The sequence below is a fragment of the Serratia sp. FS14 genome (assembly GCF_000695995.1).
GTDB lineage: Bacteria > Pseudomonadota > Gammaproteobacteria > Enterobacterales > Enterobacteriaceae > Serratia > Serratia nematodiphila.
In genome coordinates this window covers 3,685,796-3,700,644 of sequence record NZ_CP005927.1, presented here as the reverse complement: position 1 = coordinate 3,700,644, position 14,849 = coordinate 3,685,796, and the positions used below count along the sequence as shown (strand labels likewise).

The following is a 14,849-nucleotide window of genomic DNA, read 5'->3' as shown; positions in this document are numbered from 1 at the left end:
CATTGTGCGTTTCATATATTAAATTCATTTCCGGTTAATATATGAAACTTTGTTTCTTGTTTAATGGGAAAACTATAAATCCGGTATTGAACAAGTCAAGAAATAAAAATTAGCGTTGACGAGAAATTCCGATTATTGGGTCGCCCTGGTTTGCGGGGGCGACACCAAGCAGGCTGAAATAGTCGTGTCATAAATGCGCGTTAGACTCGCGGCATTCTGGCATTACTGACTAAAAATCATGAACATAAAACTGACACTTGGCCGCCGGGTAAAACCTGCGGCAGCGCTGCCGCACGCGTTTGGCATCGGCAAGAGCATGGGCTTATTAGGCGGCGTAATTTGCGTTATTGCGCTATTTTCTCTGCTGCAATTGTTTTCCACCGTATTTATTTCCACTATTCTGCACGACGCCAAGGTTAACCTGGTGACGGGAGACGGGTTGCATCGCCAGCAGGCGACGATGGATCGCGCCAGACTGTCGCTGCTGACGGCCAGCGACACCCTGAACCGTGCGGGCATCTATTATCTGCAGGACAAAGTCACCGGCTCCGACGGCAGTTGGCATAGCCTGCTGGATGAATCGTTGGCGGCGTTGGAGGCTTCAAAGCAGGCCTTTGCCCGGTTCGAGCGCTTGAGCGCGGCTGCGCCCGAAGCGGCGGGCGCCCTGAAAGACAGTTATCGCCTGTTCTATGACGGCCTGAAGGAACAGGCGCAAGGGTTGCAAAGCAGCGCCAGCATCGATGCGTTTTTCGCCGTGCCGATCCAGGCGTTTCAGGCGGATTTCAACGAAAAGTACCTCGCTTATCAGGCGCTGAACGAACAGCATGGCAATGACGTCAACGTGCGGCAATTGGCGGCGCTGGAGCAGGCCAATACCTTTGCGCTTGGCGCATTGGCCGCGCTGGCGCTGATCGCCGTGGGGGTGTGGTTCGGCGTCGCCCGCTGGGTGATAGCACCGCTGCAGCGGGCAATTGTCCACCTCAACGTGCTGGCCGCCGGCGATCTTTCCCGGCCGCTGCCGCCTGAGCGGGCGTTGAACCGCGAGATGCGTCAGCTGCAAACCAGCATTGGCCACATGCAGGGCGGTCTGCAGCGCCTGGTAAGCGAGGTGCGCGATGCGGCGAGCGGGATCCTGAACGGCGTCGAGCGGCTGGCGGACGGCAATCGACAGTTGACGGCACAGTCGGCGAAGCAGGACGGGGAACTGCAGTTGGCGACCGAGCACGTGCAGCAGTTGGCGGCGCGGGTGGAAGAAAACGGCCAATACGCGCTGCAGGCCAGCCAACGAACCGAACAGGCCCGGCAGTGCGCCGGCGCCGGTGAGCAGATGATGCAAACCGTCAATGTTTCGATGCACGGGATCGTCAACCAATCGGCCGAGATGCGCGGCATTGTCGCGCTGATCGACAGCGTGGCGTTTCAGACCCATATTCTGGCGTTGAATGCGGCGATCGAGGCCGCGCACGCCGGCGTTCACGGCCGCGGTTTCGCCATCGTGGCTAAAGAAGTGGGCTTGCTGGCGCAAAAGAGCAGCCATTCGACGCGCGATATTCAGCAGTTGATCGGCCGCTCATTGCAGCAAATCGATCAAGGTTCGCAGGCGGTCGAAAGGCTGACGGGCAACCTGCGCAAAATTATCGATCTGGTGAACAAATGCAGTGCGCTGATGGGGGAAATCTCGCTGGCGTCGTTCAATCAAGGGGAGAGCATCCAGGACGTGACGGCGCGCATCACCGCGCTGAATCAGGTGGCGCAGCAAACCGGCGCCGTGGTGAGCGCGGTGACCGAGGCTTCGCAGTTGCTGCAGGGGGAGTCGGAACGATTGGATAAAGCGATGGCGCGCTTCAGGCTGCCGGTGCAATAAATAACCCTGACGCGGGTTAATGAATAATAAAGCTGCGCTTAATGTTATTCATTATTTCCCTGTGCTGAGGGACGTTATTTCGATAAATAAAAACAGGCCGGCGCTTATGGATTAAAAAAGCGCCGGCCTGCAGAGATTATTTTAACGGGAGGATTAACGGCTGGTCTGGTGGCCGATAATGCCGCCCAACGCTGCGCCGCCGAGGGTGCCCAGCGTGCTGCCGTCGGTCAGCACTGCGCCGCCGACCGCGCCGACGCCTGCGCCGATCGCCGTGTTGCGATCGCGATTGGACATATGCCCACATGCGGTAACGGAAAGCGTTGCCATCACCACCACCAACACACCTGTGGCACGTTTAATATTCATAATCAGTTCCTGGTAAATTGGCTGATTAATGGATTAAAAATAATCCGATTAACCCACCGGTAGAAGTTGGGATGAATGTATTCCTCCGAAAGAAAATCGAACAGGTAAAAATTCTTAATTTTGCGGCGGTGAAAAGCGATTGCTCGCCGAATGTGCGGCCACCGACAAAACCGCTGGTCTATACTGGGAAGACGCCTCGCGGGGGCGGGGCACACACTCTGGAGGCCGCCATGTCCGATCTCGTTTCCGCGTCCGGCAAACCGGTGAAAATCCCCGGCCCGGATCACCCGATCACCTTGACTCGTCATCCGACGCGGGTCGTGGTGCGTGCTGCCGGGAAAACCCTGGCCGACAGTCGCAATGCGCTCATCCTGCAGGAAGCCACCTATCCGCCGGTGTTTTACTTTCCGCGTGAGGACGTGAAGATGGCGCTGTTGCAGAAAAACGAGCACGTCAGCTACTGCCCGTATAAGGGCGACTGCAGTTATTTCACCTTCGCGCTGAACGGCGCACAGGGGGCCAATACGGCCTGGAGCTATGAAATGCCTTACAACGCCGTGGTGGCGATCAAGGATTATCTGGCATTTTATCCCGACAAAGTGACAGAAATCAGTACTGAAGCCTGACCTGCCGCCGCCGCCGGGCGGGGGCAGGTTGACATTCCGCTTATCCCTACTCATTATGTGTATTACTGGAAACTGATACGCTTTCCTTATGTTTTAATCCGACATAAACGAAACTCTGAGCAGGTGCCAAGGTGTCTACCTCTACGCGATTTGCCGTTGCCATCCATATCCTGACCAACATCACGCTGTGTCGTGGCCAGACGGTGCGTTCCGAAGATATCGCGCGCAGCGTCAACACCAACCCGACGGTGGTGCGGCGGATCCTCGGCGCGCTGGCGGAGGCCGGGCTGACCTATTCGCAGATGGGGCAAGGCGGCGGGGCGCTGCTGGCGCGGCCGGCAGAAGCGATCTCGCTGCTGGACGTGTATCGCGCGGTGGAGGAGCAACCCTATTTCATGCTGCACCGCGCCCGGCCTAACGATGCGTGTTATATCGGCCACGCGATTACCCCGGTGCTGGAGCAAGAGTTTGCGCGCGTTGGTCACGCGCTGGAGGCCAGCCTGGCGCAAACCAGCATCGCCGAAATGGCCGGGCAGGTCGAGCGGCAAGCCGGCTATCCTTTTGTCCCTTGTTCAGCGCAATATCAAGCGGATACGCAATAAAAACCCACGCCAATTCCGTCTTCCCGCAGAGCATTTTTTGCATTGCGTTAATGTAATTGTGTAAGTTACATTAGCTCGCATCAAGTGTGATGTGGCTCACGTTTTAGACTGCCTCCCCACGATAATCGATCGATTGGCCGGAAACCTTTTCTTCCGGCGCAGATTCGCTGTGCTTATAAACCAGGAGAGAACGATGTTAGAAATGCTTGAAAGCTTGGCCACCGTGGTGGTCCTGGTGCCGGTAATGGTGGCCGTCTTGCTCGGCGCGATTTACGGCTTGGGTGAAGTGTTCAACGTCTTTTCCGCTATCGGCCGCAAAAATAACGGCTGAATCTATACGCCAGGGGCTATCGGCCCCGGCTATTCACAGTTTCCTTCTTCTCTCATGCTCATGATGATGGATGCGCCGCGGCGGCGGTCATGGTCATCAGCCCGTTGTAACCCATGTCGATACGGCGCATCCCTACGCTATGGTTTTGCGTACGGCGACCAGCGGCAAACTTTCCGACAGAAAATCGATCAGCGCTCGCACGGAAGGCAACATGCCCCGACGCGTCAGAAAAGCCAGATGAAATAGCAGCTCCACTGCTCCCCACTCCGGCAATACCACGCAAAGCTCATGCTTGGCCAAGGCTTTCAGGCAGGCAACGTCCGGCAGCATCGCCACACCGAGATTCTGAATTGCCGCCTGCAGCAGGGTTTCATAATCGCTGCTTATCAGGATCGGCTCATGCACGATGATCTTCTCTTCGCCGCTAACCCTGTGTTTCATCACCCAATTTGGCGAAGCGGCATTGGCGTCATAATGCAAGGTCGCATGCTGCCGCAGATCCTCCGGCGTGGCGATCGGCGCACGACGAGCGAGATACTCTGGGCTGGCGACCAAAATGCGACGGCTGATACCGAGCGGTTTGGAAATCAAATCGGGGTCCTGCAGGATCGGTTCCCTGAGCCGCAGCGCAATATCGATATTCTCGATGCGCAAATCGACAGGGCGGTCCTGTGCGAGAACCTGTACGGATACGTGTGGATAGCGCGCCATAAACTGCGGCAGATAGGGCGCGATATAAACCTGAGTAGCCAGAACGGGGCAACTGATGCGAACCCGTCCGCGCGGCGTTCCGCTGGCCATATCTATTGTTTCTTGCGCCGCCAGAGCCTCGGCCAGCAGCCCGCGGCAGTGCGCGTAAAACTGCGTTCCCACATCCGTCAGCGAAACATGACGAGTAGTCCTTTGCAGCAAGCGCACGCCCAGGCGCTGTTCCAACACTTTTATTCTGGCGCTTAAACGGGATTTAGGGATCGCGGCCGCGCGTTCAGCGGCGGAAAAACCGCCATGCTCCACCACCAGGGCGAAATAGCGCAGATCGTTCAAGTCATCAAAAACCGCCGCCTGTCCATGCATGCCTATTGTCCGAATTTGATTAACAGTGATTTCCAAATTAGCACATAGACGCTTTATTGTCCGATATATAGCCTTAATTCGGACAGCAATCATTCGTTATGAGGTGAAAAAAATGCAAGCAATCGCGGTGGAATCGTTCGGGGCAACGCCGACGTTAATGACAGTTCCTACTCCCCAGCCGGCGCACGGGCAGCTGCTGGTCAAGCTGGAAGCCAGCGGCATCAATCCCATTGATTGGCGGATCGCGCAGGGCATGTTGAAAGATCGCCTGCCTCATGTCTTTCCCCTGATTATGGGGGTGGACGGCGTTGGCACCGTAACGGCGGTCGGCACAGGCGTTCAGCGATTTCGCGTTGGGGACCAGGTGGTTGGCCAATTCTTGTTTGGCCAGGCTGGCAACGGCAGCCATGCCGGCTATGCCGTGCTGAATGAAGAAGCCACGCTGGTGTTGTGCCCTGAAACGGTAGAGGCCGTTCAGGCCGCTGCGCTGCCTACGGCGGGCATTACGGCATTGCAGCTTAGCCAGCGGCTCGATATCGCGCCGGGCGGAACCGTGTTGATTATCGGGGCGACCGGCGGTGTCGGCACATTTCTGACCCAGTGGGCGGTGATGAAGGGGTTGCGAGTCATCGCCACCGCCAATCAGGATGCGCAGGCACATATGCGGGCGCTGGGGGCGGTGGAGACGCTTGACTATCATCAGACGCCGATCGACGCGTGGCTGGCGGCTCATTATCGGCAAGGCGTTGATGCCTTGGTCGATCTGGTCAGCGACAGCGCCGATTTTGCGCTCTACGCCACCCATGTTCGCCGCGGGGGCGTTGCCTTGAGCAGCGTGTGGGCGGCGCAGGAACAAAGCCTGGCCGCGCGTGAGATTCGCGGCGGCAACTTTGAAGTGCGGGCTACTGCCAACGATCTCGGCATCGTCTTGACGGCGGCCGCTTCAGGCAAGCTCAAGGTCACCATCGACCAGACGATTCCTTTGGCGCAGGGGGCCAAGGCGCTCCTGGCCAACCGCGCCGGCGGCGCCCGTGGAAAAACGATTCTGGTGCGCTAGCGCACCATCTTCTTGCCTGGCTGGCAACGCCTTTTCGCCAGCACACCATGACAGACATAAAGGGGAACACGATGAAAATTATCGCCGCCGTGGCTGAACGGCCAAAAGAAGCGTTTATCGTCCGGCCGTTGGAACTGGATACGCCGCGTGATGATGAGTTGTTGGTGAAAATTGTCGCTACGGGCATTTGTCATACCGATCTGGTGGTGCGCGATCAGATTTTGCCGGTACCGATGCCGGTGGTGCTCGGGCATGAGGGCGCCGGTATCGTCGAACGGGTGGGGAAAAACGTCAGTCACCTGAAGCCCGGCGACAAGGTGATTCTTTCTGTGGGGTACTGCGGCCATTGCGCGCCGTGCGCTACCGGCATGCCGGTCTATTGTCACGATCATCAGGCCATCAACTGGGCGGGCAGCCGCCTGGATGGTTCGGTGAGCCTGCATGACGGCGCGCGAGCGGTGCATAGCCACTTCTTCGGGCAGTCGTCGTTCGCCAACTATGCGGTCGTCAATCAAAGCAGCGCCGTCAAGGTCGCCGATGATGCGCCGCTGGCCGCACTTGGCCCGTTCGCCTGCGGCATCATGACCGGCGCCGGCGCGGTGATGAACAGCCTGAAGCCGGAGCCCGGCTCATCGATCGCTATCTTCGGCATCGGCGCGGTGGGGATCGCCGCCGTCGCCGCCGCGCGCGTCATGGGCTGCACCACCATTATTGCCGTGGATGTGCAGGAGGGCCGCCTGGAGCTCGCCAAACGTGTGGGCGCTACACATACCGTCAACAGCCGTGAGCAAGATCCGCTCGAAGCCATTCGGCAAATCACGCAGGGAGAAGGGGTGCGCCACGCGGTGGAATGCTCGGGGATCGCCAGCGTCATGAAAGACGCCGTGAACGCGCTGCAGGAAATCGGGTCGTGCGTGTTGACGGGCGTGCCTGCCCTCGGTACGGAATTGCCGCTGGATATCTTGCATTTGCTGCGTGGTCGCATGGTGCGCGGCAGCATCATGGGGGATGCCGCGCCGAGCGTCTTCTTGCCGAAGCTGGTCGAGCTGTTCCTGGCGGGGCGCTTTCCGGTGGACGAAATGTATCGCTTCTATCCGCTGGAAGAGATCAATCAGGCGATTGCCGATACCCACGCCGGCACCACCATCAAAGCGATTCTAAAAATGCCGCACGTTTAATGCGCTGCGCAACCAACCCAAGGAGAATACTCATGACAACAGCATCGCAACGTTACGATCATATTGTTATCGGCGCCGGATCTTCCGGCTGTGTATTAACCCGACGCCTGTTGGATGCCGGGCGCCGCGTCTTGTTGCTGGAGGCGGGGCCGAGCGATGACAAACCGGAAATTCATGACCCGATGGGTTCCATCGCGCTGTGGAATTCGGACGTCGACTGGGCGTTTACCACCGAACCGCAGATTTACGCCAATGGTCAGCGTTTGCCGTTTCCACGCGGCAAAACGCTGGGTGGCAGCAGCGCCTTCAATGGCATGATTTATGTGCGCGGCGCCCAGCAAGATTTCGACACCTGGTCTTACCTCGGCAATGTGGGTTGGGATTATCAAAGCGTGTTGCCGCATTTCAAACGGTTTGAACAGTTTGCCGACGACAATGATGACGTGCACGGCGTCGCAGGCGAACTGCCCGTCACGCTGAATCCGCGTCCCACGCCGGTCACGCTGGCGCTGCTGGCGGCCGCACAAGCGGCGGGCGTGCCGCTGAATCGCAATTACAATGACGGCCATAACATGTGGGGGGCTTATCACACCTGGATCACCGTCAAAAACAACCGGAGAATGAGCGCCTGGGTCGCCTTCCTGGAGAAGTATCGCCATCATCCCGGCTTGACCGCCATAACCGGCGCGCATGTCACCGACATTGAATTTGACGGCGAATGTGCAGTTGGGGTGCGCTATGTTCAGCAAGGCGAAGTTCACCTGGCTCATGCGGATCGCGACATAGTGCTGAGCGCCGGTTCGCTGTGCACCCCGCAGCTGTTGATGCTGTCGGGCATTGGGCCGGCGACGCACTTGCATGAGATGGGGATCCGCGTGCGTGTCGATCTGCCCGGTGTCGGACAAAATTTACAGGATCACGTGAATGTGCCGCTGGTTTGGCAATCGCCGCAGCCGGTTCCGCTTTCGGGCGCGCAGGGGTTGGAGGCGACACTATTCTGGAAAAGTCATCCGGAGATGATCGTCCCGGATATGCAGCCCATCTTAATCACGTTCCCGTATCCCGGCGCAAATGCGCCTGAGCACGGTTTCACCATCGTGCCGACCTTGCTGCACCCTTATAGCCGCGGCGTGGTTAAATTGCGTTCCGCCGATCCTTTTACGCCGCCGTCTATCGATCCCTGTTTTTTGAAGGATCCGCGCGATCTCGAGCTGCTGGTCAAGCAGGTCGCCTTTATTCGCGACATTGTCGAACGTCCGGAAATGGATGACTGGCGTTTGCGTGAGACGGCGCCGGGCGCGGAGTGCGTCTCGGACGAGGCGGTGGCGGAATTCATTCGCCGCAATGCCGTCAGCGATCACCATCAGGTGGGCACCGCCAAGATGGGCGTCGATGCGATGGCGGTGGTCGATCCCGAACTGCGGGTCTATGGCGTGCGTAATCTGCGCGTGGCCGACGGCTCTATTATGCCGCTGATCGTCAGCGGCAATACCAATGCGGCTTGCATCATGATCGGCGAGAAAGCGGCCTCGTTGATTCTCGGCGGTGAGCGATGAACCGCCAGGCGCCGATCCTGGGGCATCGGCTGCACGGCCACGGCGATCGCGGCGTGATCATGCTGCACGGGTGGTTCGGCGATCATACCGTCTATGAGCCGATGATACCTTACCTCGACGTGGCTTCTTTCACCTATGTCTTCGCTGATTTCCGCGGCTATGGGGCGTCGCGAGAGTTGACCGGCGCCTACACCACGGACGAGATGGTCGGCGATGTCGTGGCGCTGGCCGATGCGTTGGGTTGGCGGCGTTTCGACGTCGTCGGCCACTCGATGGGGGGGGAAGATCGCGCAACTGATCGCCGCGCGCCATCCCGGGCGCGTGCGCAGCGCCATCGGATTAACCCCGGTGCCGGCCAGCGGGCTGGAGGTCGACGCCCAGGCCTGGCGCATCTTCGAACGGGCGACGACCGATGACGAGCATCGCAGAATGCTGGTCGATTTTTCAACCGGCGGTCGGCTGTCGCCGCGTTGGGTCGATATGATCGTGCAACGTTCGCGGGCGGCGTGCGATCAGGCGGTGTTCGCTCGCTATCTCCAAAGCTGGGCGCAGGATGACCGCGCGGCAGAAACTCACGGTTGCCCGGTGCCGTTACTGCTGCTGATTGGGCAACACGATCCCGCACAGACGCTACCCATCATGGAACGCACCTGTCTGACGTGGTTCGACAACGTGCAGTGCACGTTGCTGGAGGGCAGCGGGCACTACCCCATGCAGGAAATGCCAGTCTATCTGACCCAGGTGATCGAGAGCTATTTACGCCATCAGCTCGCCTGACCCAAATGGAGCCGCCGCCTTGCGCGGCGCTCTCTTACTGGAGGTTCATCATGCAAACTGACCATTCATTAGCGTCAGACGTTGACGACAGCGCTAAACCCATCCACGGATTGCATCATTTCGCCTGGCGCTGCCGGGACGCGGAGGAGACGCGGCGTTTTTACGAAGACCTGCTCGGATTGCCGTTGGTGCACGTCATCAGAAACGATCATGTTCCCAGTACCGGTGAATATTGCCCCTATGTGCATATCTTTTTTCGCATGAACGACGGTTCACATATCGCTTTCTTTGACCTTGGTGATGACACCGCCGCGTTGCCGAGCGCCAATACGCCGGCATGGGTCAACCATATTGCGCTGCGTGTCGGCAGCCGGGCGGCGCTGGACGCCATGCACCGCCGCCTGGAAAAATCTGGCGTAGAGGTGTTGGGGGTGACCGATCACGATGGATATCTCGAGTCGATCTACTTTTTTGACCCGAACGGCTTTCGTCTGGAACTGACAACCGAAGTCGCGCCGGCGGCGGCGATCGAGGCGTTTGCACGAAAAGCCCACGATGAGCTGGCAAGATGGCATGCGGAGCGAACCGCACCAACAGCGAAGCGGGAGTAAGGACATGACAACCCATGTTAAGCCCTCTTTACGTTTGGCGACGCGTGACAACGGTCGTCGTGATGGTGAGTTGGTTCTGGTGTCGGCCGACCAACGGCGCTGTCGGGCAATGCCTGACATTGCGGCCACGCTGCAAGATGCGCTGGATGATTGGCGGGCAGTGGCGCCACGCTTGGTGCAGATGACGCATGAACTGGAAGCGACAGGGTGGGCGTCCGGAGACCGTTTTGATGCCGCTGCCTGCCTGGCGCCGCTGCCGCGCGCCTATCAATGGGTGGATGCATCGGTCTACCGACACCATGCGCAGCTGATGTATCGCTGGCGTAATGAACCGATACCTGCGGGGTATGAAGACACTCCGCTGGTTTATCAGGGAGGCTCCGACGTTATGTTGGCGGGGACCGCGCCGATCGAAGCTACGGACACGGCGTTCGACGTCGATTTTGAAGCGGAGATCGCGGTGATCACGACCGATGTGCCGCTGGGGGCCACGCTGCAGCAGGCGATTGACAGTATCGCCCTGGTCGTCTTGTTGAACGACGTATCCTTACGCGGCTTGATCCCCAGTGAGCTGGCGCGTGGGTTTGGTTTCTACCAAAGCAAGCCGGCGACCAGCTTTGCGCCTATTGCGGTCACGCCGGCGGCGTTAGGGGCAGCGTGGCGAGGCGAGATGCTGCACTTGCCGGTGCGTATCGAACTGAACGGTAAATGGTTCGGTTCGCCTGAGGCGGGTGAGGACACGGTGTTTAATTTTGGGCAAATCATCGTGCACCTCGCGCGGACTCGAGCGCTGTCCGCCGGCAGCATTATCGGCGCTGGAACCATCAGCAACGCCGATCCGGCCGCCGGCAGCGCCTGCGTGACGGAAGCGCGTATCCGTCAGTCGCTGGCCGGTATGAGCAAACTGCAACCGTATCTGTCGCACGGTGACCGGGTGAGCATCGAAGTGCTGGATCCACACGGATATTCGCCCTTCGGTGCCATCCACCAGCGGGTGATAATTCGGGATAAGGCGTCGCCAAATACTCCCGATATCGCCATTGTTTGATCGCTGTGCGCCCGGCATGACGCTGGGCGCAGAGACACCCTCACATCAATCGCCTAACCCCGGCGTCCACTTTTGGCCGTAGTGGCCGCCAGGCCTTTTCCCAGGGCATCAATCAACGGACAACTCTCCAGAGTAGGGATGCCCTCGACAGGGCCGGTCAACAGATCGAGAGCCTGTCGCATAGCTATCAGAACCGCGATTTTCTTATCGACCTGCTCTATCTGATCCGCTAAACGGGTGCGAGTTTCGGTACACACGCAAACGCCCGTGAAGCGCAATAATTCAATCACTTCCTCCAGAGAAAATCCCAGCGCCTGTACACGTTTGATAAAGCGGATGCGTTCAACCGTTTCAATCGGGTAGCGCCGTACGCCAATCGGCGGTTTTTCCGGCAAAACCAGCAGTCCACGTCTTTGATAATAGCGAATGGTTTCCACATTCACCTCCGCCTCGCGGGCCAGCTGGCTTATCGTCAATGCTGCGGTCATAAAATCCCCCTTGACTCCGTACTTAGGTACGGAAATATAGTCCAATGCACGGGAAATATTCAACGTGCCGCCCATCGTCGACGTCAACATCGATACTCGATTTTAGGCGGTAACGATCCGGGCGGTTTATGCCGCCGCGTATTTGGAGGTCTACCCATGCAAGCAAAACCATTGGCAGGCAAGATCGCCTTGATTACCGGAAGTGCACAAGGTCTGGGAGCCGTGATAGCTAAGTCACTGGCGCTCGAGGGAGCCGCGGTCATTCTGCACGATCGAGACGAAGCGCGCCTTCAAGCCATTGCCGCAGAAATAGCGCAGGCAGGAGGTACGGTTCAGGAGCTCATCGGCGCCGATCTGTCGCTTGCCGATGCGCCTGAAGACATTGCCAGGCGCCTGAAAGCGCCATCATTGGATATTCTGGTCAACAATGCCGGCATTGCGCCAGTAAAACCCTTCGCCGACGTCGATGAGTCGTTATTCGATACTATGATTGCCGTAAATCTGCGCGCCGTTTTCTTCCTGTCGCAAAAGTTACTGCCGAAAATCAATAATGGTGGACGCATCATCAATGTCTCCTCGTCGCTGAAAAAGACTTATGCCGACGGTTTTATTACGTACGTTGCCATTAAAGGATTCATCGAGGCCTTTACCAAATATCTGGCAGGCGAATTGGGGGGGCGTAGTATTACCGTCAATGCCATTTCTCCTGGCGCCATCAATACCGGCTTGAACCCTTGGTTTGAAAGTGAAGAAGGGCGGAACGCCTTGCTGAAAAATCAGGCGTTGAAGACGCTGGGAGCACCGAAGAATATTGCCGACGCCATGACTTTTCTTGCCGGCCCCAAGGCGGCATGGCTCACCGGCGCCATTGTTGATGTCGATGGCGGTTTTCAATTAACGCCCTGAACCGAGTTTCCTCTTCATTAATCTCTCGCTTATTAACACAATGAGGTGTGACGATGTCTCAAGACGATACGATTTATTCCGGCTCTGATAACCCACGGCAGGTCGCTGAGTTTGTTTGCCATGCGGTCAACGGCTGGACGGAAGACCCGACGCGAATGCTCCCTTATTTTACCAAGGATGGTGGATGGGACTTTCCTTTCGCTCCCGAAGAATTTGGCTTGTTCTTTAAGCAGCTCAGGGGGGCAGAAGCGATGAAAACCTATTTTTCATCACTAACGCCGTATATGGAAAAACTGGATGTAGGGCCTGCGGAAAACTGGGGGGCTCATAAAATCAATGCCCCCTGGACCTATCTCTTTACTTATTCTGGAACCGCAATCATCAAACCGAGCGGTAAGCTTTACAAGCAAGATTATATTTCTGTGGTGACGCTGGAGCACGGGAAGATAAAGAATTACCGGGAGTATTGGAATCCTTATGTCGCCTTGGTTGATTTCGGTTTGGCGGCCCCGGTTGGTCACCCCTGAAATACTTGCTACTTACCGTCTGGTTATCGAGCTTCGTGTGAATAAATTCAAATAAGGTGGTCATGATGAATGCAAAAGAAGTTGTTGCCGCAATGTGGGATACGTTAATGACGGCGGGGGATCCCAATGCTATCGATACTTACGTGGACCCTCATTACCGGCAGCATAGCCCCTATGTAAAAGATGGTCCGGAAGGATTGCGCGATCTCCTCGCCACATTACGGCCGGATTATCGCTACGAGCAGGTGCGCATTATCGGCAACCAGGAGTTCGCAGTGATGCACGGCATACACCATAACTGGTTGAATGGCGTATTTACTGGCGGTGAGGCGGTCGTTGGTTTTGATATGTTCCGGGTTAAAGACGATAAAATTGCGGAACACTGGGATGCCTCCATCCCCAGATTGCATGTCAGCGCGTCTGGACGCAGTCAACTGGACGGGCCGACGACAGTAGATCAGCCGCAACTGATCAACGCCAGTCAATCCGCCGGTGAGGCCTACGTGCAAACGGTGCTCATTGATGGCCACAGAGATAAGCTGTCCATTTTGGTGCGAAGCGACGTCAAACAACATCGCCCAGAGGTCGATGATGGCCTTGAGGCGTTGCAGAACGCGTTGGCGGAAAGCCATCAACATTACGACAAGATCCTGCATGTTATCGCTGAAGGTGAGTTTGTGGCCGTGCACTCCAGTGGTAACGTTCGGCAACAGCCGTACTCTTTCTGGGATCTGCTGCGTGTCGACGATCAGGGATTGATTGCCGAACAATGGCAGGTGGCGGCGGTCTACCCGGACGTTGTCGCTCATGACAACGGCCCCTATTAATCACTGCAGCGGGGCAACGGTGAAGTGCCGGGGCTAAGGGAGATGATTAAACGCCCGATGAGGTTCATCGGGCGTTTCTATTCCAGCGGCCAACTCGGCCGCGTTACGTCGACTCTCCATGCTAATTTTGAAAAAGTCGAGCGCTCAGCGTATCGATAAACACGCGGAGCTTCGGCGTCAGATGCTTGCTTGAAGGCCACAGGACTTTGAAGCTGCCGCTGTGGTGACAATGCTCGCGCAATATCTGCTGCAATCGCCGCTGTTTCAGTGCGCGCTTCACGGCAAAATCCGGCAAACAGGCGATGCCCTGGCCACTTTCCGCCAGATAGAGCAGGGTATCGACGGTGTTGCACACCACGCGGGTCACCAGTTGATCGGCAAGCAGCTTGTCCCATCCTTCGAGTGGCCAGGGCTCCACTTTGCCGGTAGAGGGGAATTTGTACAGCAGGCCGGCGTGCCCTTGCAGATCTGCCGGTTGATGTGGGATCCCGACGCGGTGCAGGTAATCTGGCGCGGCCACCAGCTGCAGATGAAACGAGCCCAGTTGGCGGCTCATCAGCCGTGAATCTTCGGTCTCGCCGACCCGGATCACCGCGTCAAAACCCTCTTCTACGACATCGACCCGCCGATCGGAAAAATCGGTTTCCAGCTCAATCTCCGGGTAACGCCGGACAAATTCCGCCAGCACCGGATTCAGCAGGCCGCCCACCAGCGGCAAACTGACACGCAGCTTGCCGCGCGGCGCGCTGTGCGTATCGCTGATTTCCCGTTCCGCCGCCGCCAATTCCCCGAGAATGCGCTGGCAGCGGTGCAGAAACAGCCGGCCTTCTGCGGTCAGCGTCATGCTGCGCGTGCTGCGGTGGAACAGACGCGCGCCCAGCCGATTTTCCAGGCGGGCGATGCTTTTCCCCACCGCGGAAGCGGAAATGCCGAGCACGCGCCCGGCCTCTACGAAACTCAGCGTCTCTGCGGCCTGCACAAAGACGTTCACCCCAGACAGATTATCCATTG

At 57.8% G+C, this 14,849-nt stretch carries 18 protein-coding genes; 14 read left to right on the top strand and 4 right to left on the bottom strand.

What is annotated here, in order from left to right:
• Positions 1-316 precede the first annotated feature (316 nt).
• Positions 317-1,864 carry a methyl-accepting chemotaxis protein gene (locus tag L085_RS16760; protein WP_049870713.1) on the top strand — a complete coding sequence of 516 codons (1,548 nt, stop codon included), beginning with the start codon at positions 317-319 and terminating at the stop codon, positions 1,862-1,864.
• Between the two features lie 153 nt (positions 1,865-2,017).
• Here L085_RS16760 and osmB read toward each other — a convergent pair whose 3' ends face one another.
• Positions 2,018-2,230 carry an osmotically-inducible lipoprotein OsmB gene (gene osmB, locus L085_RS16755; protein WP_044031272.1) on the bottom strand — a complete coding sequence of 71 codons (213 nt, stop codon included), beginning with the start codon at positions 2,228-2,230 and terminating at the stop codon, positions 2,018-2,020.
• A 230-nt stretch (positions 2,231-2,460) separates the two neighbouring features.
• On the opposite strand from osmB, the gene L085_RS16750 reads away from it, so the two are divergent.
• The 3 genes from L085_RS16750 to L085_RS24810 all read left to right on the top strand — a co-directional run bounded on the left by L085_RS16750 (position 2,461) and on the right by L085_RS24810 (position 3,789).
• On the top strand, positions 2,461-2,856 hold the full coding sequence (locus L085_RS16750; protein WP_004940699.1) for a DUF427 domain-containing protein: 396 nt from the start codon (positions 2,461-2,463) through the stop codon (positions 2,854-2,856).
• 131 nt (positions 2,857-2,987) lie between these two features.
• Positions 2,988-3,458, top strand: coding sequence for an Rrf2 family transcriptional regulator (locus L085_RS16745; protein WP_044031271.1), 471 nt, complete (start codon positions 2,988-2,990; stop codon positions 3,456-3,458).
• 193 nt (positions 3,459-3,651) lie between these two features.
• On the top strand, positions 3,652-3,789 hold the full coding sequence (locus L085_RS24810; protein ID WP_004940695.1) for an AcrZ family multidrug efflux pump-associated protein: 138 nt from the start codon (positions 3,652-3,654) through the stop codon (positions 3,787-3,789).
• 132 nt (positions 3,790-3,921) lie between these two features.
• On the opposite strand, the gene L085_RS16735 is transcribed toward L085_RS24810, so the two are convergent.
• A complete protein-coding gene (locus L085_RS16735) occupies positions 3,922-4,899 on the bottom strand; it encodes a LysR family transcriptional regulator (RefSeq protein ID WP_226988547.1) in 978 nt (325 codons plus the stop codon).
• A gap of 76 nt (positions 4,900-4,975) precedes the next feature.
• On the opposite strand from L085_RS16735, the gene L085_RS16730 reads away from it, so the two are divergent.
• From L085_RS16730 to L085_RS16705, 7 genes are all read left to right on the top strand, one after another.
• Entirely contained in the window at positions 4,976-5,920 is a 945-nt protein-coding gene (locus tag L085_RS16730) for an NADP-dependent oxidoreductase (RefSeq protein WP_044031269.1), read from the top strand.
• Between the two features lie 71 nt (positions 5,921-5,991).
• On the top strand, positions 5,992-7,098 hold the full coding sequence (locus L085_RS16725) for an NAD(P)-dependent alcohol dehydrogenase (protein WP_044031268.1): 1,107 nt from the start codon (positions 5,992-5,994) through the stop codon (positions 7,096-7,098).
• Positions 7,099-7,130: 32 nt separating this feature from the next.
• Positions 7,131-8,654 carry a GMC family oxidoreductase N-terminal domain-containing protein gene (locus L085_RS16720; protein WP_044031267.1) on the top strand — a complete coding sequence of 508 codons (1,524 nt, stop codon included), beginning with the start codon at positions 7,131-7,133 and terminating at the stop codon, positions 8,652-8,654.
• Positions 8,651-9,070 carry an alpha/beta fold hydrolase gene (locus L085_RS25890; RefSeq protein WP_049870681.1) on the top strand — a complete coding sequence of 140 codons (420 nt, stop codon included), beginning with the start codon at positions 8,651-8,653 and terminating at the stop codon, positions 9,068-9,070. The genes L085_RS16720 and L085_RS25890 overlap by 4 nt, the downstream gene beginning before the upstream one ends.
• Positions 9,003-9,431, top strand: coding sequence for an alpha/beta hydrolase (locus L085_RS25885; protein ID WP_343309657.1), 429 nt, complete (start codon positions 9,003-9,005; stop codon positions 9,429-9,431). The genes L085_RS25890 and L085_RS25885 overlap by 68 nt, the downstream gene beginning before the upstream one ends.
• A 50-nt stretch (positions 9,432-9,481) precedes the next feature.
• Positions 9,482-10,042, top strand: a complete 561-nt coding sequence (locus L085_RS16710) for a VOC family protein (protein ID WP_044031266.1) — start codon at positions 9,482-9,484, stop codon at positions 10,040-10,042.
• Positions 9,987-11,090, top strand: coding sequence for a fumarylacetoacetate hydrolase family protein (locus L085_RS16705; RefSeq protein WP_343309656.1), 1,104 nt, complete (start codon positions 9,987-9,989; stop codon positions 11,088-11,090). Before L085_RS16710 ends, L085_RS16705 begins: the two co-directional genes overlap by 56 nt.
• A 53-nt stretch (positions 11,091-11,143) precedes the next feature.
• Here the strand turns inward: L085_RS16705 and L085_RS16700 are convergent, their stop codons facing one another.
• Entirely contained in the window at positions 11,144-11,578 is a 435-nt protein-coding gene (locus L085_RS16700; RefSeq protein WP_049870712.1) for a MerR family transcriptional regulator, read from the bottom strand.
• Between the two features lie 156 nt (positions 11,579-11,734).
• On the opposite strand from L085_RS16700, the gene L085_RS16695 reads away from it, so the two are divergent.
• From L085_RS16695 to L085_RS16685, 3 genes are all read left to right on the top strand, one after another.
• Positions 11,735-12,484 carry an SDR family oxidoreductase gene (locus L085_RS16695; protein ID WP_044031264.1) on the top strand — a complete coding sequence of 250 codons (750 nt, stop codon included), beginning with the start codon at positions 11,735-11,737 and terminating at the stop codon, positions 12,482-12,484.
• Between the two features lie 53 nt (positions 12,485-12,537).
• The gene (locus L085_RS16690; protein ID WP_044031263.1) at positions 12,538-13,011 is read left to right on the top strand and encodes a nuclear transport factor 2 family protein; all 474 of its coding nucleotides are present in this window, start codon (positions 12,538-12,540) and stop codon (positions 13,009-13,011) included.
• Between the two features lie 62 nt (positions 13,012-13,073).
• On the top strand, positions 13,074-13,838 hold the full coding sequence (locus tag L085_RS16685) for a nuclear transport factor 2 family protein (RefSeq protein ID WP_044031262.1): 765 nt from the start codon (positions 13,074-13,076) through the stop codon (positions 13,836-13,838).
• A gap of 121 nt (positions 13,839-13,959) precedes the next feature.
• On the opposite strand, the gene L085_RS16680 is transcribed toward L085_RS16685, so the two are convergent.
• Positions 13,960-14,847 (bottom strand): LysR family transcriptional regulator, encoded by an 888-nt coding sequence (locus tag L085_RS16680; RefSeq protein WP_044031261.1) that lies wholly within the window; start codon positions 14,845-14,847, stop codon positions 13,960-13,962.
• Positions 14,848-14,849 lie beyond the last annotated feature (2 nt).

What these genes read in the sequence shown, in the direction of transcription:
- L085_RS16680 (WP_044031261.1), bottom strand. Translation starts at nt 14,847, where the DNA reads ATGGATAATCTGTCTGGGGTGAACGTCTTTGTGCAGGCCGCAGAGACG.
- L085_RS16700 (WP_049870712.1), bottom strand. Translation starts at nt 11,578, where the DNA reads ATGACCGCAGCATTGACGATAAGCCAGCTGGCCCGCGAGGCGGAGGTG.
- L085_RS16720 (WP_044031267.1), top strand. Translation starts at nt 7,131, where the DNA reads ATGACAACAGCATCGCAACGTTACGATCATATTGTTATCGGCGCCGGA.
- osmB (WP_044031272.1), bottom strand. Translation starts at nt 2,230, where the DNA reads ATGAATATTAAACGTGCCACAGGTGTGTTGGTGGTGGTGATGGCAACG.
- L085_RS16725 (WP_044031268.1), top strand. Translation starts at nt 5,992, where the DNA reads ATGAAAATTATCGCCGCCGTGGCTGAACGGCCAAAAGAAGCGTTTATC.
- L085_RS16760 (WP_049870713.1), top strand. Translation starts at nt 317, where the DNA reads ATGGGCTTATTAGGCGGCGTAATTTGCGTTATTGCGCTATTTTCTCTG.
- L085_RS16750 (WP_004940699.1), top strand. Translation starts at nt 2,461, where the DNA reads ATGTCCGATCTCGTTTCCGCGTCCGGCAAACCGGTGAAAATCCCCGGC.
- L085_RS16730 (WP_044031269.1), top strand. Translation starts at nt 4,976, where the DNA reads ATGCAAGCAATCGCGGTGGAATCGTTCGGGGCAACGCCGACGTTAATG.
- L085_RS16685 (WP_044031262.1), top strand. Translation starts at nt 13,074, where the DNA reads ATGATGAATGCAAAAGAAGTTGTTGCCGCAATGTGGGATACGTTAATG.
- L085_RS16710 (WP_044031266.1), top strand. Translation starts at nt 9,482, where the DNA reads ATGCAAACTGACCATTCATTAGCGTCAGACGTTGACGACAGCGCTAAA.
- L085_RS24810 (WP_004940695.1), top strand. Translation starts at nt 3,652, where the DNA reads ATGTTAGAAATGCTTGAAAGCTTGGCCACCGTGGTGGTCCTGGTGCCG.
- L085_RS25890 (WP_049870681.1), top strand. Translation starts at nt 8,651, where the DNA reads ATGAACCGCCAGGCGCCGATCCTGGGGCATCGGCTGCACGGCCACGGC.
- L085_RS16690 (WP_044031263.1), top strand. Translation starts at nt 12,538, where the DNA reads ATGTCTCAAGACGATACGATTTATTCCGGCTCTGATAACCCACGGCAG.
- L085_RS16705 (WP_343309656.1), top strand. Translation starts at nt 9,987, where the DNA reads ATGAGCTGGCAAGATGGCATGCGGAGCGAACCGCACCAACAGCGAAGC.
- L085_RS16695 (WP_044031264.1), top strand. Translation starts at nt 11,735, where the DNA reads ATGCAAGCAAAACCATTGGCAGGCAAGATCGCCTTGATTACCGGAAGT.